The organism is Rhodoferax sp. RT4P68, from assembly GCF_056521305.1.
Genome location: NZ_JBWMBB010000010.1, coordinates 74,024 through 98,455, shown reverse-complemented (window position 1 = coordinate 98,455; position 24,432 = coordinate 74,024). Strand labels below are relative to the sequence as shown.

General features: G+C 68.1%; 26 protein-coding genes. 14 read left to right on the top strand and 12 right to left on the bottom strand.

The genetic code is table 11. The features are described from left to right. Nucleotides 1-75 precede the first annotated feature (75 nt). From AC099J_RS20840 to AC099J_RS20830, 3 genes are read right to left on the bottom strand one after another with little or no spacing between them, the layout of a single operon-like run. On the bottom strand, nucleotides 76-516 hold the full coding sequence (locus tag AC099J_RS20840) for a type II CBASS E2 protein (protein WP_479617199.1): 441 nt from the start codon (nucleotides 514-516) through the stop codon (nucleotides 76-78). A gap of 33 nt (nucleotides 517-549) precedes the next feature. Continuing rightward, nucleotides 550-1,806 (bottom strand): SMODS domain-containing nucleotidyltransferase, encoded by a 1,257-nt coding sequence (locus AC099J_RS20835; RefSeq protein ID WP_479617198.1) that lies wholly within the window; start codon nucleotides 1,804-1,806, stop codon nucleotides 550-552. 54 nt (nucleotides 1,807-1,860) lie between these two features. Then, entirely contained in the window at nucleotides 1,861-2,043 is a 183-nt protein-coding gene (locus tag AC099J_RS20830) for a hypothetical protein (protein WP_479617197.1), read from the bottom strand. 175 nt (nucleotides 2,044-2,218) lie between these two features. Here AC099J_RS20830 and AC099J_RS20825 point away from each other — a divergent pair, with 175 nt between their 5' ends. Further along, nucleotides 2,219-2,596, top strand: coding sequence for a helix-turn-helix domain-containing protein (locus tag AC099J_RS20825; RefSeq protein ID WP_479617196.1), 378 nt, complete (start codon nucleotides 2,219-2,221; stop codon nucleotides 2,594-2,596). Continuing rightward, the gene (locus AC099J_RS20820; RefSeq protein WP_479617195.1) at nucleotides 2,593-3,459 is read left to right on the top strand and encodes an ImmA/IrrE family metallo-endopeptidase; all 867 of its coding nucleotides are present in this window, start codon (nucleotides 2,593-2,595) and stop codon (nucleotides 3,457-3,459) included. The genes AC099J_RS20825 and AC099J_RS20820 overlap by 4 nt, the downstream gene beginning before the upstream one ends. 189 nt (nucleotides 3,460-3,648) lie before the next feature. On the opposite strand, the gene AC099J_RS20815 is transcribed toward AC099J_RS20820, so the two are convergent. Continuing rightward, on the bottom strand, nucleotides 3,649-4,905 hold the full coding sequence (locus AC099J_RS20815; protein ID WP_479617194.1) for a DUF1173 family protein: 1,257 nt from the start codon (nucleotides 4,903-4,905) through the stop codon (nucleotides 3,649-3,651). A gap of 5 nt (nucleotides 4,906-4,910) precedes the next feature. After that, the gene (locus AC099J_RS20810) at nucleotides 4,911-5,852 is read right to left on the bottom strand and encodes a tyrosine-type recombinase/integrase (protein ID WP_479617193.1); all 942 of its coding nucleotides are present in this window, start codon (nucleotides 5,850-5,852) and stop codon (nucleotides 4,911-4,913) included. Nucleotides 5,853-6,045: 193 nt separating this feature from the next. On the opposite strand from AC099J_RS20810, the gene AC099J_RS20805 reads away from it, so the two are divergent. The 5 genes from AC099J_RS20805 to AC099J_RS20785 all read left to right on the top strand — a co-directional run bounded on the left by AC099J_RS20805 (nucleotide 6,046) and on the right by AC099J_RS20785 (nucleotide 11,962). Next, nucleotides 6,046-7,113: a recombination directionality factor gene (locus tag AC099J_RS20805; RefSeq protein WP_479617192.1), complete on the top strand. Its 1,068-nt coding sequence runs from the start codon at nucleotides 6,046-6,048 to the stop codon at nucleotides 7,111-7,113. 16 nt (nucleotides 7,114-7,129) lie between these two features. After that, nucleotides 7,130-8,419: a metallophosphoesterase family protein gene (locus AC099J_RS20800; protein ID WP_479617191.1), complete on the top strand. Its 1,290-nt coding sequence runs from the start codon at nucleotides 7,130-7,132 to the stop codon at nucleotides 8,417-8,419. 34 nt (nucleotides 8,420-8,453) lie between these two features. Next, complete coding sequence (locus AC099J_RS20795; protein ID WP_479617190.1) at nucleotides 8,454-9,092, top strand: hypothetical protein; 639 nt, start codon at nucleotides 8,454-8,456, stop codon at nucleotides 9,090-9,092. 7 nt (nucleotides 9,093-9,099) lie between these two features. Then, the gene (locus AC099J_RS20790) at nucleotides 9,100-9,399 is read left to right on the top strand and encodes a hypothetical protein (protein WP_479617189.1); all 300 of its coding nucleotides are present in this window, start codon (nucleotides 9,100-9,102) and stop codon (nucleotides 9,397-9,399) included. 94 nt (nucleotides 9,400-9,493) lie between these two features. Continuing rightward, a complete protein-coding gene (locus AC099J_RS20785) occupies nucleotides 9,494-11,962 on the top strand; it encodes a DNA repair protein (RefSeq protein WP_479617188.1) in 2,469 nt (822 codons plus the stop codon). 37 nt (nucleotides 11,963-11,999) lie between these two features. Here the strand turns inward: AC099J_RS20785 and AC099J_RS20780 are convergent, their stop codons facing one another. After that, nucleotides 12,000-12,566: a JAB domain-containing protein gene (locus AC099J_RS20780; RefSeq protein WP_479617187.1), complete on the bottom strand. Its 567-nt coding sequence runs from the start codon at nucleotides 12,564-12,566 to the stop codon at nucleotides 12,000-12,002. 287 nt (nucleotides 12,567-12,853) lie between these two features. Between AC099J_RS20780 and AC099J_RS20775 the strand changes: the two genes are divergently transcribed. Continuing rightward, nucleotides 12,854-13,066, top strand: coding sequence for a hypothetical protein (locus AC099J_RS20775; RefSeq protein ID WP_479617186.1), 213 nt, complete (start codon nucleotides 12,854-12,856; stop codon nucleotides 13,064-13,066). Between the two features lie 48 nt (nucleotides 13,067-13,114). Here the strand turns inward: AC099J_RS20775 and AC099J_RS20770 are convergent, their stop codons facing one another. Both AC099J_RS20770 and AC099J_RS20765 read right to left on the bottom strand, forming a co-directional pair. Further along, on the bottom strand, nucleotides 13,115-13,645 hold the full coding sequence (locus AC099J_RS20770; protein WP_479617185.1) for a hypothetical protein: 531 nt from the start codon (nucleotides 13,643-13,645) through the stop codon (nucleotides 13,115-13,117). Between the two features lie 63 nt (nucleotides 13,646-13,708). After that, nucleotides 13,709-13,873: a hypothetical protein gene (locus AC099J_RS20765; protein WP_479617184.1), complete on the bottom strand. Its 165-nt coding sequence runs from the start codon at nucleotides 13,871-13,873 to the stop codon at nucleotides 13,709-13,711. A 125-nt stretch (nucleotides 13,874-13,998) separates the two neighbouring features. Here AC099J_RS20765 and AC099J_RS20760 point away from each other — a divergent pair, with 125 nt between their 5' ends. Beyond that, nucleotides 13,999-14,241 carry a hypothetical protein gene (locus tag AC099J_RS20760; RefSeq protein WP_479617183.1) on the top strand — a complete coding sequence of 81 codons (243 nt, stop codon included), beginning with the start codon at nucleotides 13,999-14,001 and terminating at the stop codon, nucleotides 14,239-14,241. 171 nt (nucleotides 14,242-14,412) lie between these two features. Here the strand turns inward: AC099J_RS20760 and AC099J_RS20755 are convergent, their stop codons facing one another. The 4 genes from AC099J_RS20755 to AC099J_RS20740 form a co-directional block, all read right to left on the bottom strand. Next, nucleotides 14,413-14,958, bottom strand: a complete 546-nt coding sequence (locus AC099J_RS20755) for a hypothetical protein (RefSeq protein WP_479617182.1) — start codon at nucleotides 14,956-14,958, stop codon at nucleotides 14,413-14,415. Nucleotides 14,959-15,314: 356 nt separating this feature from the next. After that, the gene (locus AC099J_RS20750; protein WP_479617181.1) at nucleotides 15,315-15,674 is read right to left on the bottom strand and encodes a DUF4148 domain-containing protein; all 360 of its coding nucleotides are present in this window, start codon (nucleotides 15,672-15,674) and stop codon (nucleotides 15,315-15,317) included. Between the two features lie 65 nt (nucleotides 15,675-15,739). Continuing rightward, complete coding sequence (locus tag AC099J_RS20745) at nucleotides 15,740-17,104, bottom strand: heavy metal sensor histidine kinase (protein WP_479617180.1); 1,365 nt, start codon at nucleotides 17,102-17,104, stop codon at nucleotides 15,740-15,742. Continuing rightward, nucleotides 17,101-17,784: a heavy metal response regulator transcription factor gene (locus AC099J_RS20740; RefSeq protein ID WP_479617179.1), complete on the bottom strand. Its 684-nt coding sequence runs from the start codon at nucleotides 17,782-17,784 to the stop codon at nucleotides 17,101-17,103. Before AC099J_RS20740 ends, AC099J_RS20745 begins: the two co-directional genes overlap by 4 nt. A 126-nt stretch (nucleotides 17,785-17,910) precedes the next feature. Between AC099J_RS20740 and AC099J_RS20735 the strand changes: the two genes are divergently transcribed. The 5 genes from AC099J_RS20735 (at nucleotide 17,911) to AC099J_RS20715 (ending at nucleotide 24,411) form a co-directional block, all read left to right on the top strand. Then, on the top strand, nucleotides 17,911-18,270 hold the full coding sequence (locus AC099J_RS20735; protein ID WP_479617178.1) for a hypothetical protein: 360 nt from the start codon (nucleotides 17,911-17,913) through the stop codon (nucleotides 18,268-18,270). 77 nt (nucleotides 18,271-18,347) lie between these two features. Then, complete coding sequence (locus AC099J_RS20730; protein ID WP_479617177.1) at nucleotides 18,348-19,610, top strand: TolC family protein; 1,263 nt, start codon at nucleotides 18,348-18,350, stop codon at nucleotides 19,608-19,610. Nucleotides 19,611-19,633: 23 nt separating this feature from the next. Continuing rightward, a complete protein-coding gene (locus tag AC099J_RS20725; RefSeq protein ID WP_479617176.1) occupies nucleotides 19,634-20,182 on the top strand; it encodes a hypothetical protein in 549 nt (182 codons plus the stop codon). Then, nucleotides 20,179-21,288: an efflux RND transporter periplasmic adaptor subunit gene (locus AC099J_RS20720; protein ID WP_479617175.1), complete on the top strand. Its 1,110-nt coding sequence runs from the start codon at nucleotides 20,179-20,181 to the stop codon at nucleotides 21,286-21,288. Before AC099J_RS20725 ends, AC099J_RS20720 begins: the two co-directional genes overlap by 4 nt. Before the next feature lie 6 nt (nucleotides 21,289-21,294). Then, nucleotides 21,295-24,411 (top strand): efflux RND transporter permease subunit, encoded by a 3,117-nt coding sequence (locus AC099J_RS20715; protein WP_479617174.1) that lies wholly within the window; start codon nucleotides 21,295-21,297, stop codon nucleotides 24,409-24,411. The last annotated feature ends 21 nt before the right edge of the window (nucleotides 24,412-24,432 follow it).

Here is a 24,432-nt window from a genome sequence, read left to right as displayed (position 1 = left end):
CGAGTGCAAGTATGTCGATGCCAATCGCAAATCCCGCCTGCATCGGGATGTGTTTCCGAACGGAGAGCGTGTTCATCAGATTCCCAGGCTCCTAGTCGGTAGTCGGCGTTTCCTTCGAGTCGGTGGGTGTTCCCCGCCGCCGGCCCACTGACCCGTGGCCAGCCACTCCTCGAAGTAGTTCAACCACTCGGCGGTCCAGGCCAGGTAGGTATCCAAGAACCGCATCTGCGGCTGCCACTCGTTTTTGCGCGGAAGCCATAGGCACAGTATGGTGCCGGGCCCGTCCTGCCTGTAGATGTGGGGCAGGGACCGGCCGTCCGCCAACGCGTCGAGATCGGGGTCCAGGACAACCATACGCGGCCAACGATTTCGGGTCACCACCAGCATGCAGCGGTAGAGACGCGAGAAGCTGGTCGGCGAGAGCGAGAACGTGAAGCGAAGCTCGCGTCCCTGTATCAGTTGCACACGCGATCCAGGAAAGTCCAGCCGGCGCAGCTCCACGGCGCGTTCGGCCAACGTGGGAATGCGGACAGGCGGTGTCGCTCGCATTCAATCACCGTAGTTGGTGTGAGCTCGGGCAGCTGTTGATACGGCAGCACCGGATCCCGCCAGGAAGACTGCGCGGCCTGCGAAGCGGTTGGCCTCCCTGCGTTGTGCGTTGTCTTCCAGCACAGCGGCTCGGGCCCGTGGACCGAAGGCACGCTCGGCAGCACGCGCGATGACGTCCATGCCCGAGTTGTGATCGATCGCATCGACGAGAGCGCTGAGATCCGCTGCAAGGCGCTCGTGCCAGGCGTCGAAAGCCTTCTGCCTGGCCTTTGTGTCCATGCACGCGGCCAAGTTGTCGCTCTGGGCCGTCGGATTGTCGAGGTACCAGAACTCGCCGCCATCCGGCCGCTCGAATCGCTGGATGAGCGTGGGCATCCGCGCAACGATGTCCAGTAGCAAGTCCATCGGGCCGTCGTGCGGCTGCGGCGCCTCGATCTCGTACGCGGTGGCCGCCAGGGTGGTCACGAAGCAGGAAGGGGGCGCCAGGTTGACGGTCCCTGTGGGAGCGCCGAACGCGATGTTCCGGTTGATCTTGATGAGCTGAACCAGCCGCGAGAGCAGCCGCGCGAAGACTTCTTCCGCGTCAGGAAGAGGAAGCAGTTGCGCCTCGCGCAGGGAGTCGAAGGTCATGCCAAGCTCCTTCCTGCGCTCGAAGGCAGGAGGGATCAGTGCGATCCTGTCAAACAGCTGGCAGTAGCCGCGTGGGTTCGTGGAGATGTAGCGCTGGAGATCGCGGTCGGGAATGCGGGCGTGCGTGTCGCCGAACAGCACGACGTGCGATGCGTCGTCGATGATCGGTGCGAAATCCGCCTTCATGCCACCGGCATAGGTGAGCGTCACGCAGCGATCATCCCGTTTGATCTTCAATCCGTGGCGATCGGCGTAGCGCTTGATTGCAACGAAGAGATGCTCAATTAGCATTGCCGGCCCGCCTGGGCCACCGTACCGCTGCAGTCCATCACGCTCCAGGCACGCGGCCAAGTCGATGTCGAAACCTTCGCGGAACTCGTCCATCGGCCGCACCATGGTGCCGAGTTGACGTGAGCCGTGCGCGTGCACCTGATACAAGAGGCCGTCAAACTCAGGGCAGGTGGCCAAGTACTCGCCAGTGCTTTGGTAGGCGCGATCGAGGTCGCTCAACTGGGTCTGTGTTGGTTCGTAGACGCGCGCAATGGCTTCGGCCAGATAGAAGAACCTGGCCGAAGCGCCGGTTGAGAAACGGCGGCGCTGCGAAACAACGGGCAAGTCACGATGCATGCTGATCTCCAACAAATTGCGGGAAGCAGCGCACAACTGCTGGCCCGCTGCTACTTACTTCACTGGCTTCTCCTTGCGGACGCCCTTGAACGGATCCCCGTCGGCCTTCTGGTCCATGAAGCGGCCGGTCGTCGCGTTCCGCTTCGTCCAGACCTCCGTCTGAGGATTGAAGACCTGCGAACGGTCGCGTACCGCTCCGACACGGACGCTGTCGCCGAGAGGTTTGTTCCTGGCCATGGCTCATTCCTTACGATGGACGTGCTTGCGGGCGCGAGGGTTGGATGGCATAGTCACTGTCTGCACGGGCAACACGAAGTTTTCAAAAAATCATCTTTCGTGCCCTGCTAATTTTCTCGTTTGTTGCCTGTGTGGGCAACACTTTACACCTATTTTTTGATGAAAGGAAGCCCTCATGGCGCAGTCTGGCTTGGGAATGCTCTTGCGGAAGTTGCGCGAGGCCCGAGACCTGTCATCGCGGGAGCTCGGTCAGCTCGCAGACATCGACCACACCTACATCTACCGCCTGGAAACTGGGGAGAAGCAGTCTCCCTCCAGCGAACTGTTGGAGCGGCTGCTGCGTGTACTGAAAGCGAAGCCGCGGGAGGTCGAGATGGCCCAATTCATGATGGGCAATGAAGTCAACCCAGACTGGGTCGAGTACGTGCTTGGCAAAGAGTTGACGGCAGAGGCGTTTGAGATGGGCGCCACGATGCGACACCGTGGGGCCGGAAGGCCTGACATGGAGGCCATTGCTGCGCGCGTGCGCAGGGCACTCGAGGACGACGAGTGATCGACGAGCCGGCAATCCGCCAGATGGCCCGCCGGTTCATGGCAGGGCTCGATCTGTCGGACATCGACAAGGATCTGAAGGTCTACACCCGAAAAGTCAACGCCAGGCTCACGACCGAAGAGATGAGCCCTGGCGAGTCGGGTTACACGCTAACCCGACGGGACGGAAAGTCGACGATCGTGGTCAACGAGTTGGAGCGACGCGAGCGCCAGCGGTTCTCGGTGTGCCATGAGGTGGCCCATCTCGTGCTGGGGCTCGCGTCCAACCACCAAGAGACCCCCGCCTGGTCCTACGTCAAGCGAGATGACAACGAGATCGCGTGCGACATCTTTGCTTCCGAGATGCTGATGCCGCTCGACGCGTTCAAGCGCGACGTCGATCAAGATGAACCGTCGTTCGAGTTGATCGAACGTCTGCGCTCGCAGTATGTGGTCTCGTTCGCTGCCTGTGCCTCGCGCCTGGCGGCCGTAACCGACTACCCGTGCGCCTTTGTGTTCATGAACGCGACGGTGATCCGGTATGCGTCGCGCTCCAAGGCGTTGCGCGATCTGAATGCTTGGGTCGAGATGCGCACGCCGATTCCGCCTGGATCTGTCGCTGAGCGTCTGGTCCGAGAGGGCGAATGGTCAGGCGAAAATGCCTGTGTTGCTCAGGACGTGTGGTTTCGGGACTGGCCCAAGGGCTACGACCTAACTGAGATGGCAAAACACCATCCGTCCTTCGACGAGACTTTCTCCTTGCTCTGGTTCGAGCCGGACAGCGGTCCGGACGAACCGGTCAAGGCTTGGAGTGGCGCCGTAAGGCAGGACGACGACGGTGGGCTACAGGAGCTCGATGGAGTCTTGAAGTTCAAGGATAAGTGACGTAGCTGCCGACTCATCCCCTCAAGGCGTCCAGGACCTAGTGTCCAAGACCGCCCCGCCCCCCCCCGCGGAAATCTGCGACGGGTGATCGGCAGGTATGTGCCCACACCGGTCTTTGGAACCTGCGATATGCAAGAACGTTGTGGGCACACAGCGGGCACCCGCTACACCCTGAAATCGGGGCTCGACTCAGACACTATTTGTCAAGTGATCTGCGAGCGGCAGCGGCGGCATGGGCGACTCCAATAGCCACGCCCACGCAGTTGGTGTCGCCGCCTGCAGCAGGCGGTCCTTGATTGCACGGTCCTGATCCGACATAAAAGCACTCAGAAGATGCAGCGCAACCGGGCTGGGTCCTGCATCGAGCAGCAGCGCATTGGCAAACAGCGCAGCCGTCCGCGCGTCGTAGCGCAGCGGCTTGAAGAAACGCCGCTGCTGCGCGACCAGGGCCTCAACCAACGGCAGTTCGTGCGGGCCTTCCAGCGGAATCCAGTCGCGGCTCGTCAGCATCAGGCAGGCGGTGTCGATCTCTTGCGCAAATGGGCGACGCGCGCGGACCAGCGCTGCCACGACCAGGCGCAGGCGCCGGCCGCCGTCGGCTTCGTGAGCTTCCAGCAGCGGCCGGTATGCCCGCACCAGGCGCTGCCAGCCCTGCGGCTCCAGCAGCAAGGGCAGGTCGGGCATGTGGCGGATCCACAGGCGGTGCACCAGATCGCCCGCCTCGTAGGACTTGAAGTCGCCGACCACCAGCGCCATCGGTGCGCAGCCGTCCTTGGGGTGCGTGATGGCCAGCTTCTCGCTGCGACGCGCCGCGACCTCGGCCATCCGGCGTTCGTCGAAGCGCTCCGGCACGTACAGGCGCTCGGCCAACGTGGCGCCCTTGACGGCGATGCCTTCGGCCGCCTCCATCAGGTACTTGTGCAGCACGCCCTGGTGGCGTCGGCCAGCCATGGCCGGCGTCCAGCGGTTGAAACCGGCACGCTCGAACAGGTAGTGCAGCACGGCCCGCAGCGACATGCGGGCTCGCGGGTTAGCCACGTCCCCATGGTCTCCGGGCGTGCCCGGAGGCACGGCACGTCCCTGCAGGCGCACCCACGGGAAATCCACCCGCAGCTCGACGCGCTCCGATCCGGCGTCGCGCACCGCGTTGCCGACCAGATGACCCAGCCCGGAGCAGGTGCAGTCTGGCTCGTACGAGGGGCAGCTCGGGTGGTGCTGGGGGCCGCTGTCCGGCAGGCGCTTGACGCTGTAACGCTCATGCCGCGCGACGTACATGTCGAGCCCGGCAGGCGTGCACAAACAACGCGGCCGGTCGCCGCCCGCGTGTGCACGCGCCAGCGCCTGCTGGAACGCGGGCTCCTGACCCGACCACGTGCGGCCGTACAGCGCGAACTGCTGCGCGTCGGCCGGGAGTTCCGGTCTATCAGACAGGTCGTCGGCGTCCATGGCGATCAGACCAGGTCCCGCGTCAGCGCGTCCAGGTTCGGCAACCGGCGCGGGAACTGCTCGCGCACCGCGCGGCGATCGCCGATGCCAAACAGCAGGCCGATCTGCCCCTCGTCGGCGCCGCGCGCGTACAGGCGATCGGCCACGGTGTGCCGCGCCGTCAAGGCCGTCACCTGCTTCTGTTCGGCATGCCGGAACAGCTTGCGGTATTGGTGCCAGATGGCGCGGCATTCAAAGCGGTGTTGGCCTGGTTCGCCATAGGGTGTGATCGTGTAGCCGGTGCCAGTGGAGGACAGGAAAAGGCGGCTGTCCGGGTCCAGTCCCCGGTACTCGGCATTCGTGCCGACGCCGCGGCCGTGGGCCAACCGCTCGGCCAGGTAGGCGTCCAGCGCGTCGCGCAGGCGGGCGCTGGCGAACAGCAAGGGCCGCACGCGCCCGGTGATCGTGACTTCGCTGCGCAGCTGCGAGACCTGTCGCACGCTGCCGTCCACCGCCAGGTAGTCGCGTACCAGCAAGCGGGCGATCTCCATCGGACGCGCGGCCGTGGCGAACAGCAGGAGGTACAGCGCCACATCCTCCAGCGGCTGCCGGCTGCGCGTCCGGATGCGTTGCGCACCGGCGGTGATCTCGGCCGCCGAGAGGATGACGATGGATCGGTCTTGGGCATCGTCCGTGGGTTCCAGACCATCGAGTGCGCGCAGCACGTCGTCGCGGTGCAGGCGCAGGCGCCGCACGAAGCTGGCCGCCTCGGCGTTGAGGCCTGCGATGCCGGCCGTGCCGGCCAGACGCACGGCGACGACCTTGATGCGGCGCTCGACGGCCGTCCGGGTGACGCCGCGCGCGGCCGCCACGGCGTCGTAGGTCTCGCCGCGTACCACCGCGCGCAGCATGCCGACCGAGCATTCCCAGCTCGAAGGGGGCGACTCGGCGATGTCCAGTTCATCCATGCGGTTCTCCCATCGTGCATGCCCGACATAGCCACATGCTGGCGGATGGCAGCGCTGGATGCCAGCGGAAACCACCCCCTGAATCGCGCGATATCGACACTGGCATGCGCCGCCGGCAGCGGGACTTGAAGCCGCGCGGATGCACGAGACCATGTTGAGGCCGGCATGTGCCGGCGCCGCACAGGAGCCCTCCATGCCCACCGCACTCGTTTCGGTCCCCGGCGGACCGCCGTCCCTGGCCCCGCTGCTGGGCCACGGCCCGGCCCGCATCCCCACGGCCGGCAAGATCCGGCCCGGCATCATGGTGCTGACCCGCAAGGCGGCCGACCATCCCGAGGCCAAGACCATCTACCGGCAAGGCCTGGCGGAAGGCCGCTCGTTCGAGCAGATCGAACGCATGCTGGCCGAGGCGTTGCCGCAGCTCAAATCGCCGCTGGTGCCGCGCAACGTGCCCTGGTTCACCGTGCGTGGCCAGGACTTCCCGAACCCCGAAGTGGCGCAGCAGATCCTGGACCTGTATGGCGAGGACCGGGGCCAGGGGCACCGGCTGTACCGCCTGCCGGTCGTGTTCCCGTCGGACCACTGGAGCACCGTGATGCCGCACGAGCTGGTCTGCTGGACCACGCATGCCAAGCGCTACTGGTCGCAGTACGGCGCCGATGGCCAGCGCCAGTGCCTGCAGCATGCGCCGGTGCCGATGGACGCGACAGGCCGCCGCACCATCCGCGTATTCGCCGGACGCAAGGTGGTGCCGCGCGAAGACAACGGCGGCGTCTGCGATCCCGAGGCCTGCCCGGAGTACCAGAACCGCCAATGCAACCTGAGCGGCCGCTTCCTGTTCTTCGTGCCGGGCGTGCGCTCGATCAGTGCGCTGGAGTTGCCGACCAACAGCTTCTACGCCATGAGCCGCGCGGTGCAGCGCTTCCAGGCGGTCGCGCAACTGCGCGGCGGCCGCATCTCGGGCTTTCTGGGGCGCGAGCGCGCGAGCTTTGTGCTGACCAAGGTGCTGCAGGAGGTCGCGCATCTGGACGACCAGGGCCGGCCGCTACGCGTGCCGCAATGGATCATCGAACTGGAGGCGCCGGTGGACGTGACCGCGCTGCTGCGCGAGCACGAGGACGAGGAGACGGCGCTGCGGCAGGCGCAGTGGGCGGCCGGCGTGCTGGAGAACCGGGGGGAGGGTGACCTGTTGCCCGGGGTCGGTGCACCCGCGGTATCCGCTGCACCCGCTGTACCCGCTGCAGCCGTCGTTCGCGCTTGAGGCAAGGAGGCCCAGCATGCGCATTGCCCACCTCTCCGACCTGCACTACGGCACGCGGATGCTGCAGGAAGCCGACCGCTGCCTGGGGTACGCCATCGACCGCGTCGCCGCCCTGGGCGTTGACGCCGCCGTGCTGTCCGGCGACGCCACCGACCACGCGCTGGAGCTGCATGCGCCAGCCGCGTCACGCCTGCTGGCCCAGGTGCGCCGGCTGGCCGACCACTGCCCGGTGCTCATCCTGCAGGGCACCTATTCGCACGAGCCCCCGGGCACGCTGGATGTGTTCCGCACGCTGGGCGGGCGCCACGCGGTGCATGTGGCAGACCGCATCCAGCAGGTGGCGCTGACGGATGCCGGTCACTGGGTGGCATCGGCTTCATGGCGCTTCGAGGCGCTGCCGGTGGGTGCGGTCGGCGTCTTCTCCTGCGTGCCAACCGTCAACAAGGCCAGCGTCGCGGCGGCTGTCGGCGGCGCCCAGGCCGGCGAGGCGCTGGGCGAACAGTTGGCGGCACTCCTGGCGGGCTTCGCGCCGATACACCGCGCCGCCCGGGCACGCGGACTGCCGACCCTCGGCGTGTCGCACGGCACCGTGTTCGGCTGCCTGAGCGAGCACGGCGTGCCGATGGCCGGCTTCGACCATGAATTCACCACCGGCGCGCTGTTCGCGGCCCAGGCCCAGGCGTTTCTGCTGGGGCACATCCACCGGCACCAGGCCTGGCGCCAGGACGGTGTCTGTGGCGAACAGTGCATCGCCTACGCCGGATCGATAGGGCGCTTCCACCATGGCGAGCAGGGCGACAAGGGTTTTCTGGTCTGGGACGTCCAGGCGCAGCGCGCGCAGTGCCGGCTGGAGCCCACGCCGGCGCGACGCACGGTCGACATCGTGTTCGAGGGCCGTCCCGACTTGGAGGCGTTGCGCGCGGCGGCTGCGAACGCGGCGGTGCCCGGCGCCAGCGTGCGCGTGCGCTGGACCATCGCGGAGGAGGACCGGGGTGCCGTGGACCGAGAGGCCATGCTGCGCATCCTGGACGGCGCGGCGGATGTGCAACTGGAAGGCCGCATCGTGCCGCTGGCCCGGGCGCGGGCGCCAGGGATCTCTCAGCTGCCGCAGCTGGCCGACCAGGTGCGCGCCTGGGCGCAGACGGTGCAGGCCGATGCCGAGCCACTGCAGCAGTGCCTGGCAGCGTTGGCGGCGGCTTCTCCGGAGGACATCGCGGCGGGCATCCTGTCGCGCGCGTCGAACGACGCCGCAGCCCAGCCCACTGCTCCCCAGAATCCGGGCGGAGACGTCGCCACCGTTTGCTAGGATGCCCCGGATCACCAGCACCCAGAACATGACGATGAACGCCAAGACGATTGCCACCATCCAGGCTGCGGGCGCAGCCCTGCACCAGGCCCAGGCCGCGCTGACCGAAGACGGGCAGCGCTGCGCGGAGCGCGTGCGCGAGGCCCTGGGCCAGGATGCGTTCAGCGTGTCGAACGACGGGCTGTTCGAGCACTGGAAGTCGGTCTCGCGCCTGGCGCAGTCGCTGTCGGCGATGGAAGCGCAGTTGAAGGACCTGTACTTCATGGCCATCGAACTGGCGGCCACCGGCCACGCATCGCAGCCGAGGTCGGCACCACGTCTGGCGATGGCCTCAGCGCCGGCACCGCCCGCACCGCGTGGGCGGGGGACCGGCGACGTGGTGGACGTGGTGTTCGCAGCGCCGCGCACGATGAAGCGGCGCGGTGCAGGATTGGTCACGCCAGCGGCGGCCGAGCCCACCCCCACGCCAGCACCACGCCTGCGCGGCAACGCGGTCGGCACGCTGGCCTTCCTGCGGGCGCGTCTTGACCGCGACCGCTTCACGCGCCTGACCCACGCCGAACTGGCCGACGGCGTGCCGATGCCGCGCGGCTCGGTCGGCGCCACCATCGCCAGCCTCAAAATCAAGGGCCTGCTGGTGGAGGGCGAACGCGGCAGCTACCGCCTGGCGTAGGGACGCGATGCCGCTGCAGCACACCCTGCACCGACTGCGGCCGCGCACCGCTGCTGCGCCGCACAGCCCGCCGGATGCGCGCCTGGACGACCTGCAGCACCTGCCCGAGGCCGAACTGGCACAGTTGGCCAGCACCCTGCGGGTCGAGGCCTTGCGCGGCGTGCTGGAGGCGCGCGGCCAGGCGCATCTGTGCGAAGCCGAACTGCGGCGCCGCCGCGGTGCGGGTCCGGCGCACAATGCCGACCGCCTGGATCTGCGGCCGCTGGACGCGCGTGGTGGGCGTCGGCCTTGGTGGGCGTTCTGGTGAACAGACGGGCTGCCAGGATCCGCTGAGCTGGGCCTTGCGGCCGGGTGATCGGCTGGCAAGCTGGTCGCATTGAACGTTTCTTCGGAGGCCGGCCATGCAACCACTGCAACTCACGCTCACGGGATTCAAGGGCATCCGCGACGGTCTGGGGCGGGCCGACCTGCATCTGGACCTGGAGGCGCTGGCCGGCGATGCCGAACTGATCGCCATCACCGGCGCCAACGGCAGCGGCAAGACCACCGTCATCGACAACCTCACGCCGTATTGCCTGCTGGCCAGCCGGGGCGCCAGCGCTGGCACAGGCGGCTTCAGCTACTACGACCATGTCTACCTGCCCGAGAGCGTCAAGGACCTGGTCTGGGCGCACGAGGGCCGCAGCTACCGCTCGCAGATCGTCGTGCGGCTGAATGGTCGGCGCCGCACCGAGGCGTTTCTGCACCGGCTGGACGACGATGGCCGCTGGCGGCCGGTGGTGCTGGCGCAGGGCACGCGCTCCGACGGGCGCCTGGAGACCTATACGGCCTGTGTCGAATCGATCTGCGGCACGGCGGAGACCTTCTTCACGTCCGTGTTCGCTGCCCAGGGGCGGCGTCCGCTCAGCAGCTACCGCAATGCCGAGATCAAGGGGCTGCTGGCCGAGTTGCTCGGGCAGGATGCCATCCTGGCCATGGGTGCCAAGGCGGCCGAGACGGCGCGTCTCGTCAAGAGCGGCCTGGGCAGCCTGCGGCAGGAGCGCGCGGCAGTCGAGCAGGAGGCGGGCCAGGTGCAGGCCGGGCTGCAGCGGCTGGATGGCGCCGAGCAGCGGCAGGGCGCGGCCGAGGAGGCGCTGCGTGTGGCGCGTACGGCCGTGGATGTGGCGGTCGCGGCACAGGCGCAATGCGCCGCCGAGCAGGCACAGCACCAGGCCGCAGCGCAGCAACGCGCGCGGCTGCTGGCGGAGCGCCAGGCGGTGCAGGAGGAGGGCGAACGTGCGGCGCAGGCGTTGACGTCTCAGGACGGCGCTGCGGTGCGTCGGCTGGAGCGGCTGCAGCAGAGGGTCCGCGAGCGCGCCGCCCTGGCCGTGCAGCGGCGCGAGACCCTGCAGCGGGCGCGCGTGCCGTGCGTGCGGACCCTTGCGCAGGCGGCGGACGTCGAGCGCGCTGCACGCCGTCTGCCGCTGGCGCGGCGCGTCCACGCGCAGCGCTGCGCCGCCACGCAGGCTCGGCGCGGCCAGGTGGCCGAACTGCGCGAGGCCCTGGCCGCGTTGCAACTGGTGGAGCAGCGGCTGGGTGCCCTGGAACGCGAAGCCGGCAAGGCCGTGCTGCAGGTGCAGGACCTGGTGCGCCGCAGCGGCTTGGTGGCCGATGTGCCGTGCGCCGGCACCGACCTGCAGGGGCGCTGCATGCTGCTCGGCGATGCGCGGGCAGCACAGTCCCTGATGCCGAGTGCGCAGGCCGTCGTCGACCGTTGCGCCCATGAGCGCGAGGAGGCGCTGCACCAACGGGCAGCGGCGCTGCGCCGCATCCAGTCACTCAACCAGGCGGCGCAGGCCCTGGCCACGGCGGAGCGCCAGGAAGGCCGCGCGGCAGACCGCGTCGCCTACCTGCGGGATCGGGTGGCGCAGCAAGCAGCCTGCGTGCAGGCGCGGGCGACCTTGGCGCAGATCGACACGGAGCTGGCCGTGCTGCCGCCGGCGGGCGCCGCGCCCACGTGGAATGCCGAGGAGCAGGCCGAGCGGGCGGACCTCGTGCGCGAGCGTCGGGCGATGGCGGCGCACGCTGCGCAGTCCCAGGCGCGTAGCGCAGCGGCCCTGGCACGCTGCGATGCGGCACTGTCTGCGCTGCCGCCCTTGGCGGACGCCGGTCAGCTGAGAGCCGCAGAGGCTGCCGTGGCGCGGGCGCGCATCCAGCAGGAGACCGCGCAGCAGGCCCTGGTCGCAGTGGCCCGCGACCGCCAGGCGTGCGACGACCTGCGCGCGCGCCAGGCGCACCTGGCGCACCGGCTCGCTGCGAGTGCCGCCCACGTCGAGCGGGTCGAACTGGCCCTGGGCGACTGGACGCTGCTGGCGCGCTGCCTGGGGCACGACGGCCTGATCGCGCTGGCCATCGACGATGTCGGGCCGACGCTGTCCGCCCTCACCAATGACCTGCTGCTGGCCAGCCACGGCCCGCGCTTCACGGTGGCGCTGCGGACGCAGTGCGCGACCGTGAAGGGTGAGTTGCGCGAGGGCTTCGACATCGTCGTGCACGATGGCCTGGTGGGCGAAGCCAAGAACCTGGCGCTGATGAGCGGAGGGGAGAAAAGCTGGCTAGAAGCCTGCTTGGTGCGCGCCGTGGCGCTCTACCTGGTCCGGCACACGGGCCGGTGCTACACCACGCTGTTCTCCGATGAGGCGGACGGCGCCCTCGACCCGGAGCGCAAGCGGATGTTCATGGCCATGAAGCGTGCCGTGCTGCGGCTGGGCGGCTATGCGCGCGAATTCTTCGTGACGCAGACGCCGGAGCTGGTGGCCATGGCGGATGCGGTGATCGATCTGGACCGGCTCAAGCAGCCGGAGTCGGCGACCGCTTTGCACGCGTGCTGACGGCCAACCCGCCGTGGCGGATCGGCCGACGGCCGCGTCAGATCAAACCGTGTTCGGCGAAGGAATACAGCCGATCACCGGCCACGATGAAGTGGTCCACACAGCGCACATCCACCAGCGCGAGCGCGCTCTTGAGCGTCGCGGTCAGGCACTCGTCCGCCCGGCTCGGCTCCGGGTCGCCGCTGGGGTGGTTGTGCGCGAAAGCCACCGCCGCTGCGTTGCGCGCCAACGCCGCCTTCACCACCTCGCGCGGGTAGACCGAGGTCTGCGACAGACTGCCGCGGAACAGCTCCTGCACGCCAACGATGCGGTGGTGCGCGTTCAGGAACACCACGATGAACACCTCGTGCTCCAGCGCGCTGCAGTGCAAGCGCAACCACTCGCGGAAGGGGCCAGGCCCGTCCATCAGCGGCAGGTTCTGCCAGTCGCGGCGCAGGTCGCGCAGCAACAATTCCTTGGCGACGTCCAGCAGTTCGCGGACGCGCTCGGCACGCGACGTTGCGGACGCGGCACAGGCCTCACCGGTGCGGGGCACGCTGGCACCGACATCCGGGGCCAGCAGGCGCTCGACCAGCGCCTTGCGGTGCATGTGGGTCAGATCCATGGCGATCTCCTTTGAGAGGAAATTGGGCGAACGCCATCCCCGACGGGGTGCGACGCCCGTGGGGGTGGATGGAATGCGCGGCAGATGCCGGCACGGTGAAACCCGCGCTTCTAGCTGGAAGCGTCGGTGGTACTGCACGTGCGTTGCTGCTGCGCCACGCAAGGGCACAGCGCTCGCACTCGACTGTCATTGCAATGTCCCTGCAGAAATCTTTGCGCGGACGGTCTGCCGAGCGCCACACAGAGCCCTTGCATCGCGTCACCATGGTGGTTGGGAGGTCCACCACCATGCTCCGACTGGGCTCCAGCATCCGGCTGACGCACGCCGAGCGCGCACGTCTGCAACACCTGACCGACATTGCGCCGGACGGGATCCGCTCGCGTACCGATCTGCTGCACTACGTGGTGCAGTGCAAGGCGCACTACTGGGGCAACTCGGAGGACACGCGCTTTCTGCACTGGCTCATCGACCAGGAATTCGAGCGCTGCCTGGCGAGCTGATGGCGCCCGTCACCAGCGGGGCGAACCCCGATGGTGGCGGCGCGCACGTCAGCTGCCGTGGACGGCCCGCACCGCTGGCGATGCCGCTGCGGGTGGCACTTGCGCGTCGGCTGCACTGGCAGATGCCTCCGCAGTGGCAGCCGCCGCGCCTCGACGCCGAAACGTTGTCCGCGCGGCGCGAATCGCCGGGTCGGACGCCAGGCGTCTGACCTGCGCCTGCGCTGGCTCTTCAACGCCGCCCGGCAGGCATGCCAGCGCGACATCGGTCGTGCGTCCGAACACGCGGCGCACGGCGGCAAGGCTCTGCACCGTCAAGGCGTCGACCAGCCAGCGCACGCTGCGGCCGATGCGCTGGTCACGGGCGGCGCGTGCCTCGTGCAGCCGCAGGGATTCGCGGCAGCACAGGTACAGCGCCAGATGCTCGCGCTTCATCTCCGGGTCCAGATCGAGCTGGGTGAGCACTTCCGCCGCGATGGCGGGGTTGTGGCGGGCCCGCTGGTAGAACGACACCCAGGCGCGCTCCTCCTCGGATTGCACGCTGGGCCGTGGCGGACGGCTGCGGAACGTGTGGACGGTCATGGCGATCTCCTTGGAGGGGGCGACGCGCCCCGGGACCTGGCGTCCCGGGAACGGCCTGACCGTTCAATGCGCTCTGCACCCTGCGTAGAGCAGGGCTTGGGCGCTTGGCAAGGGCCGCAGCAGCGCCGGCACGGCCTGGCGCGGCATCGATGGTGCGTGGTGGGATGCAGCGCCCCCCAAGAGGTAAGGGACGCGACGCAGCGCCTGGTTCATCGGGACAGTGAACATGGGGTTCTCCTTTGCGTTGAACAAGGGAACACCCATCCCCGGCGGGGACACGGGTCCCCGGTTGGGAAAGCTCCAGGCAAGCCGGAGCGGCGATCTGCTGGCGCAGGTATCTGAGCCAGCAACAGGTGAAGGCCCGTATCCGCAGACACAGGCCTTCGCTCGATGCCGGGCAGCGCGGGCTGCGACGGCATGCGGTCGGCATCGGCACGGGGCCGACGACGCATCCAGGCCATCAGGTGATGGCCAACCGGCACAGGGCCGGCTTCTACGAGGCAGGTGACGACTGCGACGCCAGCGAACTGGACTTCAGGGCCACTGACGCGGCCGATGAAGGCTTGGTGGACGCGATCTCCACGGGAGCAGGGTGAGTATGGGGCGACCGGAGTGCGTGGACCATAGGTCGGTGACGGTTGCCATGCGAGAGCACCTCGCAATCGGAGGGGATCTCGGCCGCAGTTCGTTGGCGTGTGCGAGGCGGGCAGTGTGTAGCCGGCAAGACCAAGCGAGAGACTGTCTTACGAGTCGAAAACGCGCAAGTGTTAAGCGCCTTGAACATCTGCGATCAAGCGCGTTCTCGACGCGCGCTGCCGGATGGCGGCCTGCTGATCATCCCCCCACGAATAGCGACTGCGCCAAGCCCATGCTGTGCCACTAAGCCAAACAAAACGTACCTCACCCACGCCACCTACGACTTGCGCAGTCGTGCGCTGACCTTCGAACTCGTAGGCCAGTTCGTGACTCCCCGGCTTGAGTCGAAGCCTAACCATGGTGTCAGGAAGAGTTTCGATGGCGCTGCCGCCGTCAGCAATGACTTGAACGATATTGCTGCCGTCGCCCCAGCTTTGCCGAACAACGTATACGGTGAGGTAGCCGGGGTCAGGCTTGAACTGCTTGGCTTCGGCATCCCGTGCCAAGCTTGGCACGGGCGCTGCGGTGCACGGTCCCTTTCTGTAACGGTCCACCTTGCTGCGATAGCAGTAAATGGACTGCGCGGTCAAATCCGGTGGGGGGAGGGACGCGCAGCTCGCCATGACGACGGCGGCGCCAACAAGTACACCCATGCGCGCAAGCGTGTGGAATTTCACTTCTGATCCTTCCCGAGTGGCATCTAGACGCCGACTGCCGCAGTACAAATTCCTGGTGACCACCCGTCGATGAGGACTTCGCAGCCACCCACCGAACTTTGTCGTGGGCCCGCATTTGGATCGACGGCCACAGATGGGCGATGCATGTGCCTTGAGTCTGGAAGTCCAAAGCAGTGTTCTGCAAACAGTCTGATTACATTTTTGTCATCTTTGCCATACGCGAAAGTTGAGCGATGGACAGTCTGATGCCAAGTCGTCGGAAGCTGTACGACGATTGGTTCGGTCTGGCTGGAAGATGGCGCCGCCACCGTGCCCGCCCGGCGGACCGGTGGCCATTGCAGCTCGACCCTTCGTAATCAGACCTCGCCGCCCGGGATGCTGCCGCTCCGGACTGCCCGTACGGCTTCGGCGTGCACTTCGGCGCGCGTGCGCTGGCTGCCGACTGCGGGAGCGATGCCTGCATCCACGCCTTCACCGGTGAGCATCGGGCCGGACGCCATCAGTGCCTGGCGCACTTGTTCACGTGTCAGCAGGCTGCCGCTTGCGGTCGGCTTCTGCGTGTCGCCGACTTCGCCGAGGACAGGCAGGCGCCCCTGATCGCGCGCCTGGAAGTACTCAGCGCGTACTTGCTCGCGCGTCATGGTTTGGGCGTGGGCCTGACTTGCAAACCCCAAGGCGGCGAAAGTCGTGATCAAGATGGCGTTGAGGCGGTTCATGGTGTTTCCTTTGGTAGTGATCCGAGCAACGGTGCGCGGTGCGACCAATTCTGGGAAACGAATGTTCAGGAAACCGCACCACTGGATGACGTTTGCGTCATGTCGACCAGCCAAAGGCCGATGCATGTGCGGCCGGCCTGCGACTGCGCCAGCGTCCCGCCGCCGTGCAGTCGCGCGATGGCCGCGACGATGGCGAGGCCCAGGCCGTGGTGGCGATCTGCCTGCGCGCGTGCGGAGTCGGCACGAAAGAACCGATCAAAGATGCGTGGCAAGTGCTCCGGCGCGATCGTGCTCCCAGAGTTCTCTACCGTGATCTGCGTGGAGGACGTTTCGAGAGTCCGGATCCGCAACACCACCTCCGTTCCCGCGCGTGCATGCCGCGTCGCATTGCCCAACAAGTTCGAGACGGCGCGTTGCAGCAGCCCCGCGTCAACCCTCACTGCTGCGTCGCCCTCTATCCGCAGTGTCAGGCGCGCATCTGCGAGTGCCGCTTCATGGAACTCGGCGACATCCGCGACAAGCGCGGCCAAGCTGGGCACTGCGGTCCGGCGCGCGCCCGATCCCCGTTCCGCACGGGACAAAAACAGCATGTCAGCCACGATGTGGGCCAGCCGGTCCAACTCTTCCAGCTGCGAGCCCAACAACTCTTGAAGCTCATCCTTGCTCGCGGCCTGACGCAACGCCAGTTGGCTGCCGCTGATGAGTGTGGCGAGCGGGGTGTTGAGTTCGTGCGCCACGTCGGCATTGAAGGCCTCCATCTGCGTATAGGAAGCAGCCAGCCGGTCCAGCAGGGCGTTGAACTGGACGATCAGCGGCTGTAGCTCCGCTGGTTGGGCTCGGCCGTCCAGGCGATGGGCCAGTGAGTCTGCGGAGAGTGTGTAGGGTGTCAACTGTGACGTTTGCTCCACCAGCTGGTGCAGTGGCGCCAAGCTTCGATGCACCAGCAATCGGCCGCCTAGTGCGATGGCTGCAGTGCCTGCCAGTGCAGCTGCAAGGAGCAGCCAGGCGACCCGTTGCAGCAGGGCTTGGTCCGCACTCGGGTCCAACTGCAAAGTGACTTGCACCGGCGCCGGCATGTCCGTCACCGACATTTGAAAATGGTGAACGGGTGCCGTGGCCGCCACGGCTTGCGGCAAAAGACGCGAGAAGACGACTTGGCCCACTCCATCGACCAGTCGCAGGCCCAAATCGCCGTGTCCGGCCAACATGTCCTGCAAAAGATGCGGTACATCTTCGGGGCGGTGCGCGCCGCGGGTCTGCGCCAACAAATCGCGTACCGCGGTTTCCTTCTGCGCCAGCGTCTCGTCGCGGCGTTGATCCAATGTCCAATCAAAGCCTAGATACAAGGCCCCGCAGACCAAGCCCAGTCCGATCATCGATTGCAGGGCAAGCCAGAGCGAAAGCCTGGCGCCAAGACCACGCGCGCTCACGCCTGCGCCCTGGTTTCCAGCACGTAGCCCATGCCGCGCACGGTGTGCAGCAGCGGTCGCTCGAAGGGCTGGTCCAGCTTGCTGCGCAGGCGCCGTACGGCGACCTCGACCACGTTGGTCTCGCTGTCGAAGTTCATGCCCCAGACCTGCGATGCCAGTTCCGTGCGGGACAGCACCGCGCCCTGGCGACGCAGCAGCAGCGTGAGCAGGCTGAATTCCTTGTTCGTCAAATCCAGCCGCTGGCCGGCGCGCGTCACGCGGCGACGGATCAGGTCGACCTCCAGATCGGCCAGGCGCAGAACCGTTGCTTCTGCCTGGTCCGGCGAGGCGCGCCGCAACAGCCCCTGGATGCGTGCCACCAGTTCGGGAAACGCGAAGGGCTTGACCAGGTAGTCGTCCGCCCCGCTGCGCAGGCCGCGCACCCGGTCTTCCACTTCGCCGCGCGCGGTCAGCATCAGCACCGGCGTTTGCTGGCCCTGGCGCAGCGCGGCCAGCACGGCCAGGCCGTCCAGCCCCGGCAGCATGCCGTCCAGCACGATCAGGTCGTAGCGGTGCAGCGAGGCGGCTTCCAATCCGGTCACGCCGTCGTGCGCCACGTCCACCGCGAAGCCTTCCTCGCGCAAACCCTTCTGCAGGTACTGGGCGAGCTTGACCTCGTCCTCCACGATCAACAATTGCATGGCCGGATTGTGGTGTGCACCCTGGCTCCAGCCCGATGACAAATTTGTCATCGGGCTTTTGCACGGGGGATAGATTTGGACCGCTACACTCGCCCCGCTGCTGCGTTGCAGCAAACCCCATCGTCCATGCACCGTTTTCTTTCTATCGTGCTAATGCTCGTGCTGTCGCTGCAGGCCACTTGGTCTGCAGCGGCGAGCGTGTGCCGGCACGATGTGGCTGTCAAGGCGCCGCACTTCGGGCACCACGCGCATGCCGATGAAGCGGCGCCGACCCATGTGGTGCAGGCGGACGATGCCGCTGGCGTGCAGATTCCGCACCTCGATTGCGTGGGCTGCCATGGCGGCCTGTGCGCCGTTCTGCTGCATGCCCCCGTGTTCAGTACGGCCGAAAGCCAACCTGACGCAGCGGCTACGCCCTATCGACGCAGCATCACCGACGGCCTGCCTGAGCGGCTGATCCGGCCGCCGCATTCCTTCCTCGCCTGACTTCGGCCGTTCGCGGCCTTCGTCGGCCCCATCGGGGCCTGTTTCGCGGACCTGCTTCCGCGTTCACGAGGATGTGCATGCACTGGATTTTTTCGAGCAGATCGGCGCCCCGCTGGCTGCGTAACGCCGCGTGGGCCTGCGCCATGCTGCCGGCGTTCTCGAGCGCGCAACCCGCCGCGCCGGCCCCTGCCAACACCTTGACCGAAGCCTTCGCCCAGATCTGGGCGCTACAGCCCGAGCAGGCCGCAGCCGCCACACGGCGCGAGGCCGGCCAGGCCCGCCGTGAGGCGGCGCAGCGTTGGACGCCCGAGCCACCGGCGCTGGAGGCCGGCCTCAAGTCCGACCGCCTCACCGGCAACGACGGCGCGCGCGAGATCGAGGCTGGTGTTTCTGTGCCGCTGTGGCTGCCGGGTGAGCGTGGGCTGACCCAGTCCCATGCCGACGCAGAGGGCCAGGCGCAGGAAAGCCGCTTGCGCGCTGTGCAATGGCGCCTTGCCGGCCAGTTGCGCGAGGCCTGGTGGGGCTTACAGGCCGCGCTGCTGGAGCAGCAGGCCACCCGCGGCCGCGCCGACAGCGCCGCGCAACTGGCGCGCGACGTGGCGCGCCGCGTGGCGGCAGGCGACCTGTCGCGCGCCGACCAGAACCAGGCCGATGGGGCGGTGGCCACGGCCCAGGCCGAGATGGCCGAGGCCGGTGCCGCCGTGGTGCTGGCGCGCCAGGCCCTGGCCGGTCTGGGCGTCGTGGTGACCGAAACCGCGGCCGGTGCCGAGCCGCTGCCTGCGCCTGGCGCCGACCTGTCACCCGCTGCCGACCACCCCGCGCTGGCCGAGCTGGACGACCGTGCCCGCGTGGCGCGCCAGGCGCAAGACCTGGCCGCCGTGCAAAAGCGCGCCAACCCCGAGTTGACGCTGCTGGCCGGGCGCGAGCGCGGCGCGCGGGGCGAGTCCTACAGCCACAGCCTGACCTTCGGCATCCGTGTTCCGCTGGGCTCTGCCTCCGGCTACCGCACCAAGGTGGCTACCGCGAGCGCCGAGCGCATCGAGGTCGAGCAGACCCGCGTGCTGGAGGCCAACCGCCTCGCGGCCGACATTGCCGGCGCCCGCGCCCGCATGGCGGCAGCCGAGGCCGTGGCCACGGCCGCTGCGCGCCGCCTGGCGTTGGCGCAGCAGACGCGCGGCTTCTTCCACAAGTCGTTCCGCCTGGGCGAGAGCGACCTGCCGACCCGTTTGCGCGTGGAGCTTGAAGCCGCCGAAGCCGAGCGCCAGAGCGCGCGCGCCCGCGTCGGCGTGCAGCACGCCATCTCCACGCTGCGCCAGGCCCTGGGCCTGCTGCCGCAATGAACCACTTTCAAGAAAGCACCTCAATGCGATCCCTCTTCATGACACCGCTGCTGCTGGCGCTGTGGCTGGCCGGCCCCGCCCTTGCCGGCGACGGCCACGACCACGGCGAAGCCCCTGCGACGGCGGCCGGCCCGGCCTCGCCACGCTTCTCCGCCGCATCCGATCTGTTCGAGTTGGTCGGCGTGCTCGAAGGCCACCACCTGCGGCTGTGGCTGGACCATGCGTCCAGCAATGCACCAGTCGAGAACGCCACGCTGCAGCTGGAGCTGGCCGGCAAGCCCGTCGCGCTGAAGGCTGTCGCGGCCGGTGCGTTCGAGGCCGAGCTGGCCGAGACGCCGGGCGAGGGGACGCACCCCATCACCGCCACCGTCACCGCCGGTGCCGAGTCCGACCTGCTGGCCGGCGAGCTCGACATCCATGGTGCTGCAGCACCCGCAAAGGCGGCGCATGCGGCCGGCTGGCGTGTGTGGGCGCCCTGGGTGGCTGGCGGCCTGGCGCTGCTGTTGCTCCTTGTCGCCTTGCTCAAACGTGGCCGCACCGCTCGCCATCAACCGGCCGGAGGTGCCGCATGAATGTCCGCATGAAGACCACCGTGGCCCTGCTGCTGGCCGCGCTGTTCACCACGTCCACGTGGGCCGGCGAAGGCCACGACCATGGCGAAGCACCCGCCGGCGCCAACGCCAACGCCCCGCAGCGCCTGCCGGATGGCGGCGTGTTCCTGCCGAAGCCCGCGCAGCACCAGATCGGCGTGCGCACGCTGGTGGCTGAGCAGAAGCAACTGCCGCGCGCCTTCACGCTGGCCGGTAAGGTCGTGATGGACCCGAACGCCGGTGGCCGCGTGCAGCCCACGCAACCCGGCCGGCTGGAGCCCGGGCCGCGTGGCTTCCCCACACCCGGCCAGGCCGTGCGCAAGGGCGAAGTTCTGGCCTACGTCGCACCCGCTGCCGGCAACTTGGAGCGCGCGGGCCAGGCTTCGCAAGTGGCCGAGCTGCGCGCTGCGCGTGCGCTGGCCGAGAAGCGCGTCGCTCGCCTGCGCGAGCTGGCCGACACCGTGCCGCGCAAGGAGATCGAGGCGGCCGAAAGTGAACTCGCCAGCTTCGCCGAACGTGCCAGCGTCATGTCGGCCGGCCTGTCCGGCCGCGAGGCGCTGGTCGCACCCGTCTCCGGCGTCATCGCCTCCGCCACGGCCGTCGCCGGTGCCGTGGTCGATGCGCGCGAGCTGCTGTTCGAGATCGTCGACCCCACGCGCCTTCGAATCGAGGCGCTGGCCTACGACCCGGCCCTGGTGGCCGATATCGCAGGCGGTGCATTGGCCGTGGGCAAGGACCGCGTGCCGCTGCGTTTCGTCGGCGCTGCGCGCTCGCTGCGCGAGCAGGCGCTGCCGCTGCAGTTCGCGGCCGAGGGCCCGGCGCTGCAGCACCTGGCCGTGGGCCAGCCGGTGCAGGTGGTGGTACAGACCAAGAGCCAGGTGGCCGGCGTGCCGGTGCCAGCAGCGGCGCTGATGCGCAACCCCTCGAACCAGAGCATCGTCTGGGTCAAGGTCGCGCCCGAGCGCTTCGAGCCGCGCGTGCTGACCACCGAGCCGCTGGACGGCGCCAACGTCGTCGCGACCACCGGCCTGAAGGCGGGTGAGCGCTTCGTGCACCAGGGCGCAAGCCTGGTCAACCAGATCCGGTAACGCACGATGTTCAAGTGGCTTTTAAACAGCAGCCTGGCGAACCGGCTGCTGGTGATCATCGCGGGCGTGGTGCTGGTCGCCTATGGCGCCTACACGCTGTCCACCATGCCGGTGGATGTGTTCCCCGACCTCAACAAACCGACCGTCACCATCATGACGGAGGCGGGCGGCATGGCGGCCGAGGAGGTGGAGCAGCTCATCACCTTCCCGCTGGAAACCACCATGAACGGCCTGCCGGGTGTGGAGTCGGTTCGCTCGACATCGAGTGCCGGGCTGTCTTTCCTCTACGTCACCTTCGACTGGTCGACCGAGATCTTCCGCGCGCGGCAGATGGTGTCGGAGCGCTTGTCGGCCATGGAGGAGGGCCTGCCCGGCGGCGTCATTCCGCGCATGGGGCCGATCAGCTCGATCATGGGCGAGATCATGCAGATCGCCATTCCGATCGACGCGACGAAGCTGGGTGCGATGCCGGTGCGCGAGTACGCGGACTGGGTCTTGCGCCCGCGCCTGCTGGCGATTCCCGGTGTGGCCCAGGTTATCCCCATCGGCGGCGAGGTGCGGCAGTTCCAGGTGCAGCCCGACACGGCCAAGATGGCCTCTCTGGGCATCACGCACGAGCAACTGGAGGGCGCGCTGAAAGGCTTTGCCTCCAACACATCGGGCGGCTTCCTGGAGCTGAACGGCCGTGAGTATCTGATCCGCCACCTGGGCCGCACCTCGCGGCTGGAAGACTTGCGCCAGCTCGCGCTGACCGCTAGGGACGGCCAGCCCATCGTGCTGCGCCAGATGGCGCAGGTGGAGTTCGCGCCCGCCATCAAGCGCGGTGACGCCGGCTTCGAAGGCCAGCCCGCCGTGATCCTGGGCGTGCAGAAGCAGCCCACGGCCGACACCATCGCGCTGACCCTGGCCATCGAGACGGCGCTGGCCGAGATGAAGACCGCGCTGCCGGCCGGCATGCAGGAGCCGCAGGTTACCTTCCGCCAGGCCAGCTTCATCGAGGCGTCGATCACCACGCTGCAAGGCAAGCTGATCGGTGCCTCGGTCTTCGTGGCGGTGATCCTGCTGCTTTTCCTGGGTAACCTGCGCACCACCATCATTGCCTTGGTGGCGATCCCGGTGTCCATCTTCGCCACGGCGCTGGTGTTCCGCGGCTTCGGGCTGTCGATCAACACCATGACGCTGGGCGGCCTGGCGATCGCCATCGGCGGCCTGGTGGACGACGCCGTGGTCGGCATCGAGAACGTGATGCGACGGCTGAAGGAGCAACGCGCCACGCACCCCGACAGCTGGAGCCCGCTGCACGTGGTGGGCGCGGCCACGATGGAGGTGCGATCGGCCATCCTGTACGCGACCGTCATCATCGTACTGGTGTTCGTGCCGCTGTTCGCACTGCCGGGCATGGAGGGCAAGCTGTTCGTGCCCCTGGGCATCGCCTTCATCGTCTCCACGTTGGCCAGCCTGGTGGTGTCGGTGACCGTCACGCCGGTGCTCAGCCTGTACTTGCTGCCGCACATGAAGTCGCTGGACCATGGCGACACCAAGCTCTTGGCCTGGCTGAAGGCGCGCTACCGCAATGGCCTGCAGCCTGTGCTGAACCATCCGCGCCAGGCGATTGCGGCCGGCGCGCTGGCGGTGGTGGCGGCGGCCGTGGCCGTGCCTTTCTTCTCCACTACCTTTCTGCCGCCGTTCAACGAAGGCACGCTGCTGATCGGCCTGCGGCTGAACCCTGGCGTGACCTTGGCCGAAAGCTCCGCCCTGGCGTCGCAGGCCGAGAAGCTGGTGGCCCAGGTGCCGGAGGTCACGCACGTGGGCCGCCGCAGTGGCCGCGCCGAGCTGGACGAACACGCCGAGGGCGTGCACGTGAGCGAGCTGGATGTGGGGCTGAAGCCGCCCGGCGAGATCACGCGATCCATGGACGCGGTGCAGGCCGACATCCGCGCGCGCCTGCAGAACCTGCCGGCGGCCATTGCCATCGGCCAGCCGATTTCGCACCGCATCGACCACATGCTCTCGGGCGTACGCTCGCAGATCGCGATCAAGATCTTCGGCGAAGACCTGGACACCTTGCGTGGCCAGGCCGATGCGCTGCGCGCGCGGCTCGCCGCCATCCCCGGCCTGGCCGACCTGGAGGTCGAGAAGCAGGTGCTGGCGCCGCAGATCAAGGTAGCGCTCGACTACGAGGCTGCGGCCCGCTACGGCGTACCCGCCCCGCAGGTGCTGGCCGTGCTGCAAAGCCTGGTCGAGGGCGAGCGCGTGACGCAGATCGTCGAGGGCAACCGGCGCTTTGCGCTGGTGGTGCGGCTGCCGGAAGAGGCGCGCTCGGTCGAGGGGCTGGCGCAGATCCTGGTGGAGACGCCGACGGGCCGCGTGCCGCTGTCGCTGCTGGCGCGCATCGAAGACGGCGACGGCCCCAACCAGATCAGCCGCGACGACGGCAAGCGGCGCATCGTGCTTTCGGCCAACGCGCAGGGCAGGGCGCTGTCCGACGTGGTGGCCGACATCCGCGCGGCGGTGGCGGCGCACAAGCTGCCCGAGGGCTATTTCGTCACGCTGGGCGGCCAGTTCCAGGCGCAGGAAGAGGCGTCACGGCTGGTCGGCTTGCTGTCCATCGTCTCGCTGATCCTCATGTTCGTGGTGCTATTCAGCCGCTACCAGAGCACGCGGCTGGCGCTGCTCATCATGGCCAACATTCCGCTGGCGCTGGTGGGTGCGGTGCTGGGGCTGTGGCTGTCGGGCCAGCCGCTGTCGGTGGCGGCGCTGGTCGGCTTCATCACGCTGGCCGGCATCTCGGTGCGCAATGGCATTTTGAAGGTCAGCCACTACATCAACCTGATGCGCTTCGAGGGCGAGAACTTCGACCACAAGATGATCATGCGCGGCTCCATCGAGCGGCTGAGCCCGGTGCTGATGACCGCGCTGGTGACGGCGTTTGCGCTGGCGCCCTTGCTGTTCGAGGCAGAGCGGCCAGGCACCGAGATCCTGCACCCGGTGGCGGTGGTGATCTTCTCGGGCCTGGTCAGCTCCACGCTGCTGGACACCTTCCTCACGCCCGCGATGTTCTGGCTGTTCGGCCGCAAGGATGCGGAGCGTCTGGCCGCCAATGGCGCGAACGAAGCGCTGTAGTTTTTTCTTGAAAGGCAATCA